The 6404-nt window shown below is 69.7% G+C and carries 3 protein-coding genes; 2 read left to right on the top strand and 1 reads right to left on the bottom strand.

The window, feature by feature from the left end; genetic code table 11:
- The first annotated feature begins 229 nt into the window (after window positions 1–229).
- Window positions 230–1915 carry a TROVE domain-containing protein gene (locus ACN6LD_RS38440; protein ID WP_445045582.1) on the top strand — a complete coding sequence of 562 codons (1686 nt, stop codon included), beginning with the start codon at window positions 230–232 and terminating at the stop codon, window positions 1913–1915.
- A 234-nt stretch (window positions 1916–2149) separates the two neighbouring features.
- On the opposite strand, the gene ACN6LD_RS38435 is transcribed toward ACN6LD_RS38440, so the two are convergent.
- Window positions 2150–3787, bottom strand: a complete 1638-nt coding sequence (locus ACN6LD_RS38435) for a glycoside hydrolase family 27 protein (protein WP_445045581.1) — start codon at window positions 3785–3787, stop codon at window positions 2150–2152.
- 502 nt (window positions 3788–4289) lie between these two features.
- On the opposite strand from ACN6LD_RS38435, the gene ACN6LD_RS38430 reads away from it, so the two are divergent.
- Window positions 4290–6359 (top strand): non-reducing end alpha-L-arabinofuranosidase family hydrolase, encoded by a 2070-nt coding sequence (locus ACN6LD_RS38430; RefSeq protein ID WP_445045580.1) that lies wholly within the window; start codon window positions 4290–4292, stop codon window positions 6357–6359.
- Window positions 6360–6404: the final 45 nt, after the last annotated feature.

The raw sequence follows: 6404 nt of genomic DNA, 5'->3' as shown, positions 1-6404 counted from the left end.
CGGCGGAAGGCCGAGCCCGCCACACGTCACTCGAGAACGCCGAACCGGCGGCTCGAGGTTAATTCGCGTGCGCCTTCCTGCCGGACCGGCTAGCGTGCCTGTTCGACGCCTTCCGATGCGCTGTGCCCCGGTTACTTCATATCTGACGCGCAACACCAACCCGGTGCCACTACTGATCTCGGAAGGCGTCTCTCCTTCATCCCGGAACGTCTCCCAAGGGACCTTCTGCATGCCCCATTTCAACCGTCAGCGGGCCAAGTCCGAAGCCAGGGTCGAGATCCAGGCGGAAATACCGGGCCTGACCGCAGGCGGAGCGACGTCGTCGCTCTCCACCCACGGCCGGTGGCTGCTCCAACCGTCCGGCTCCACACGAACCCTGCGGCGCCCGGCCGGCCTCCGGCCTCATCTCACCCACCATGGCGGTGTCGGCTACGCCCGCACCCCGAAGGCGGAACTCTTCCTGCTGGCCATGTCCCACATGGTCGGCCACCACAGCTTCTACGAAGACGCCGTCGCTCGCGACGAGCGCTACGAACAGCTGGTGCGCACACTCGCCGTCAGCGACCCCGAGTGGACCCTCGGCCTGCTGGGCTGGCTGCGCACCGAGGCCCACATGCGCACCGCCTCCCTCGTCGGCGCGGCCGAGTTCGTCCGGGCCAGGCTGGACGCGGGGGCCGCCGGTCACTCACGGCAGGCCGTGGCCGCCGTCCTCCAACGAGCCGACGAGCCAGGCGAGTTGCTGGCGTACTGGACCTCCCGGCACGGGCGGGCACTCCCGCAGCCGCTCAAGCGCGGAATCGCGGACGCCGTACGGCGTCTCTACACCGGACGCGCGCTCCTCAAGTACGACACCTCCTCGCGCGCCTACCGCTTCGGTGACGTCATCGAACTCACCCACCCCACTCCCGATCCCCGGCGTCCCTGGCAGGGCGACCTGTTCAGGTACGCCATCGACCGCCGCCGCCGTGCCGACCGTGCCCTGCCGCCGCCCGGCGAGACGCTGCTCGCCGCACACCGGGAGCTGATGACCGTGCCGGTCGAGGATCGGCGCGCCCTCGTGACCGCCCCGGGCGGCGCGGAGCGGCTCAACGCGGCCGGGATGACCTGGGAGTCGGTGGCGGGCTGGCTGCAGGGGCCGCTCGACGCGGCGGTGTGGGAGGCCCTGGTCCCCTCGATGGGGGCGATGGCCCTCGTACGCAATCTGCGCAACCTGGACCTGGCCGGTGTGAGCGACGAGGCGGCCGCCGAAGTGGCCTCGCGGATCTCCGACCCGGACGAGGTGCGCCGCTCACGCCAGTTCCCGTTCCGCTACCTGGCCGCCTACCGCAACACGCCGTCACGCCGCTGGGAGGAGGCTCTGGAGGCGGCCCTCGGGCACTCCCTCGCCAACGTCCCCGAACTGGGCGGCCGCACACTGGTTCTGGTGGACCGGTCGGGCTCGATGTTCGACCTGCCCAGCGAGCACACCCAGCTCAACCGGGCCGATACGGCGGCCGTTTTCGGTACGGCGGTGGCGCTGCGGGCCGAGCAGGCCGACCTGGTGGAGTTCGGTTCCCACAGCCGTCGCGTCGAACTCACCCCGGGTGAGCGCGTGCTGCGCGTCCTGGACCGCTTCCACGACCTCGGCGGCACCAACACGGCCGCGGCGCTCCAGCAGCACTACGACCGCCATGACCGGGTGGTCCTGGTGACCGACGAACAGACAGGGGCGAGTCAGTGGTCCAACCCGTTGCGCAGCGTCCCCTTCAGCATCCCGGTCTATACCTGGAACCTGGCCGGATACGCCTCGGCCCACGCCCCGGCCGGCCCGCACCACCACACCTTCGGCGGTCTGAGCGACGCCGCGTTCCGGCTGATCCCGCTCATCGAAGCCGGCCGGGACGCGCAGTGGCCGTGGGAGAGCGGCGCTTGCTGAGCGCGAGCTCCGTGACGGATCCGGCGACATCGACGGTGAACCGACGGACCGTGGTCACCGCCGTGCGTGCGTTCGCGGTCGTGGTGCAGGCCGTGCCGTCGAGGGTGCAGGAGCGAGCCGGGCGGAGCGGCGCCCCCGATGCGGGCCGCCCGGAATCCGATGTCCACGGAAGCTTGCGGAGCGATCCTCGCGTCGTGGGCGCCGCACCTGGCCGTCAGCGAAGCCGCGCGCCGCTCATACGCGGCTCCACTTCTGGTGGGCCTGGCCGTCGCAGCTCCACAGCACGAGCGGGGTCCCGTCGGCGGTGCCGGCCCGGTCGGCGTCGAGGCACAGCCCTGCGTGGACGTTGCGGACCGTCCCGTCGGATCCGACGGTCCACTTCTGGTTGTCCTGGCCGTTGCAGGGCCAGGTGATGACCCGGGTGCCGTTCGCGGTGCCCTGGTTGTAGGCGTCCAGGCACTTGTCGCCGAAGACGCGGATCTCGCCGCCGGCCCAGGTGGTCCACAGCTGGTCGGCGGCCGTGTGGCAGTCCCGGATCTGTGCCGCGGCCCCGGCGGCGTTGTCCGTGTCCACGCAGCGGCCGGAGCCGTTGCCGCGCAGCCGCGAGGTGGTGGCGGCCGTCGGACTGCCGCCGCTCACCCGGAAGACGGCCACACCGTGCGCGGGCACGCTCGCCGAGATCTGCCCGGACGTGGTCGACGTGCCGCCGGTCCACAGGTCGGTGAGGGTGAACGGCCCGCCGGACAGGCCGGCCTGCCCCGCGCTGGTGGTGATCGTGGCCGTGCCGCCTCCCCGGTTGAACAGGCCCACCGCGACCGAGCCGTCGGACAGGGGCTTGGCGAACACCTCGGTGCCGCCGCCGTCGCGCACGCGGCGCCCGCCCGCGCCCAGCCGGTCCTGGTTCACCGCCAGGAGCCGCGGATTGCGCAGGATCGCGCTCACGTCGGCCGACATGGTGCGGATGTCGTTGCCGGCCATGAGCGGCGCCCCCAGCAGCGACCAGAGCGCGAAGTGCGAGCGGGACTCGGTCAGCGACAGTCCGGGACGGCCGACGACCAGCATGTCGGGGTCGTTCCAGTGTCCGGGGCCGGACTGGGCCGCCAGCGGCGCGGTGACGTCCAGCACGTTGCCGACGCCCATCGGATAGCTGTTGGCGTTCCCGTTCTGCCAGATGTCGAGCAGGTCCTCGGTGGTCCGCCACAGGTCGGCGACCTGGCCCCAGTCGTAGGCCGCGCCGGTGATGGCGTGAAAGCTGTTGGGGTTGATGCTGTAGACGATCGGCCGCCCGGTGCCGCGCAGAGCGTCGCGCATGACCGCGAACCGCGCGACCTGCTCGTCGAGTGTGCCGCTGGACGAGCACCAGTCGTACTTGAGGTAGTCGACTCCCCACGAGGCGAACGTGGCGGCGTCCTGGGCCTCGTGCCCCCGGCTGCCGGTGGAGCCCGGATAGGCCCCCGTGGACTGCGCGCAGGTCCGTTCGCCCGGCACCTGGTAGATGCCGAACTTCAGGCCCTTGCCGTGGATGTAGTCCCCGAGCGCCTTCATGCCACCGGGAAACTTGGTCGGGTTCGCCCGCAGGCCGCCCGCGGCGTCGCGCTGCGGGTCGAACCAGCAGTCGTCGACCACCACGTATCGGTAACCGGCGTCCCGCATACCCGAGGACGCCATCGCGTCGGCGGCCTCGCGCACGCGTGCCTCGGTGATCCCGCACCCGAAGCTGTTCCAGCTGTTCCAGCCCAGCGGCGGCGTGAGTGCCGGGCTGCCGGGCGCGGCCGAGGCGGTGGAGGACGCGGAAGCCGTCGCGGACGCGGTGACCGTCAACGCGGCTGCCGCGAGGAGGCGGAGGAGGCGTCCGCCTGATCGTCTGGGCACCAAGGGGTCCTTTCCCGGAAGGCGTCATGGGGCGGTGACGCGATATGGCTGGCAGGTGCATGACATTCGCTAGAGAAGAGCGGTTCGAAATTTCGTGTGTCATTCGGAAACCAAGGGCCTCACGGATACTAGGGAGGCGCGCAGACATGTCAACACCTGCCGCCATACCACCCCGCGATCCAGCCATTCAGGCGCGTCGAAAGTGGCGCATCAGCATCATCCGGGCACATGGCCTGCGACAACATGGGATGGATCGCTTCGAAAGTTTCGACGTTCAAGGCGATTCATGCGAGAAGGATTGACGCCACCCTGGGGCTCCCTATCATCCTGAATGCCCGTCAAATCGATCCTGGTTCGACATCCCGAACATCGACAGTCGCTCCACGCCGTCCTGCGGCTGGATCACAGGGGGTGGACGTCACCGACGAATGTCATGGACGCGTCACTTTGACGTCCAGCCCCTCGACCGCACCACGCAACCCCCCACCCCACGAGGAGAAGCATGAACCCGTTGAAACGGATCGGCTGTCGCCGAGCCTCGGTCCTGGCATTGCTGGCCGCGACCGTCCTGGTGACACCCGGTACCGCGACCGGCGCACCGGGCTCCGCGACCGGCGTACCCGACACAGCGGCCGGCGCGCCCGACGCCGTCCGCGCCTCGGCCCTGGGCGCCCAGGCAGCCCAGTCCGGGCGGTACTTCGGAACCGCGGTGGCCGCGGGCCGGCTCGGGGACGGCGCCTACACCCGCATCCTCGACCGTGAGTTCAATTCGGTCACTCCCGAGAACGAGATGAAGTGGGACACGACCGAGCGGTCCCGCGGCTCGTTCAACTTCGGCCCCGCCGACCAGATCGTCAACCGTGCGTCGTCCCACGGTCAGCGCATGCGTGGTCACACCCTGGTGTGGCACTCCCAACTGCCCGACTGGGTCAAGTCCATCCGGGACGCGAACACCCTGCGCAGCGTGATGAACAACCACATCAACACGGTGGCGGGCCGCTACAAGGGCCGGATCCACTCCTGGGACGTGGTCAACGAGGCGTTCGCCGACGGAGGAAGCGGCCAGCTCCGCAGCTCGGTCTTCCGGGACGTGCTGGGCACCGGCTTCCTGGAACAGGCGTTCCGCACCGCCCGGACAGCCGATCCGGCGGCCAAGCTCTGCTACAACGACTACAGCATCGACGACTGGAACGCCGCCAAGACCCAGGGCGTCTACCGCATGGTGCGCGACTTCAAGGCACGCGGCGTGCCCATCGACTGCGTCGGCCTTCAGGCCCACTTCGGCGCCGGCGGTCCTCCCGGCAGTTTCCAGACGACGTTGTCGAGCTTCGCCGCTCTCGGCGTGGACGTCCAGATCACCGAACTGGACATCGCGCAGGCGTCGCCGACCGCCTATGCGAACACGGTCAGGGCCTGTCTGAACGTCTCCCGCTGCACCGGCATCACCGTCTGGGGCATCCGCGACAGCGACTCCTGGCGCAGCGGCGAGAACCCGCTGCTCTTCGACCGCAACGGCAACAAGAAGTCGGCCTACAACGCGGCGCTCACCACGCTGGGCGGCACGCCCTCCACCGTCCGCAGCGCACCCGCCACCACGCGCAGCACCTCCGGCGCCGCCGCCCTGCCGAGCAGGTATTCGTGGAGCTCCAGCGGCCCGCTGATCGCGCCGAAACCGGACTCGACGCACAACATCGCGGGGATCAAGGACCCGACGGTCGTCTACCACAACGGCAAGTACCACGTGTTCGCCAGCACCGCGGCCTCCTCCGGCTACAACCTGGTCTACCTGAACTTCTCCGACTGGTCGCAGGCCGGCTCCGCCACCCACCACTACCTGGACCGCACCGCCATCGGCACCGGCTACCGGGCCGCGCCGCAGGTGTTCTACAACGCGCCGCAACGCCTGTGGTACCTCGTCTACCAGACGGGCAACGCCTCGTACTCCACCAACCCCGACATCAGCAATCCCAACGGGTGGAGCGCACCCCGCAACTTCTACTCGTCGATGCCGGACATCATCCGGCAGAACATCGGCAACGGTTACTGGGTCGACATGTGGGTGATCTGCGACAGTGCCAACTGCTATCTGTTCTCGTCCGACGACAACGGGCACCTCTACCGGTCGCAGACGACCGTCGGCCAGTTCCCCAACGGCTTCACCAACACCGTCATCGCGCTGCGGGACTCCAGGAACGCCCTGTTCGAAGCCAGCAACGTGTACAAGGTCCAGGGCAGCAACCAGTACCTCCTTCTCGTCGAAGCCATCGGGTCCGACGGGCGGCGCTGGTTCCGGTCCTGGACCTCCACGAGTCTCGCCGGCTCCTGGACGCAGCTCGCCGCGTCCGAGGGCACTCCCTTCGCCCGGGCCAACAACGTCTCCTTCCCGGCCGGCGCGTGGACCCGTGACATCAGCCACGGCGAGATGATCCGGGCGGGAAACGACCAGACGCTCACCATCCCCGCGTGCCGGCTCCAGTACCTCTACCAGGGCCTGAACCCCAACGCGAGCGGTGACTACAACCTCCTCCCGTGGCGGCTCGGCCTCCTCACCCAGACCAACTCGACCTGCTGACCGAACGGGTCGTGGGGGGGGTGCTCCCCGCGGGAGCACCCCCCA

The organism is Streptomyces sp. SAS_272 (assembly GCF_052543235.1).
This window is presented reverse-complemented; position numbering and strand designations above follow the sequence as displayed.

Excerpts from the sequence above, each read along its gene's own strand:
- ACN6LD_RS38440 (WP_445045582.1), top strand. The coding sequence starts at position 230 with ATGCCCCATTTCAACCGTCAGCGGGCCAAGTCCGAAGCCAGGGTCGAG.
- ACN6LD_RS38430 (WP_445045580.1), top strand. The coding sequence starts at position 4,290 with ATGAACCCGTTGAAACGGATCGGCTGTCGCCGAGCCTCGGTCCTGGCA.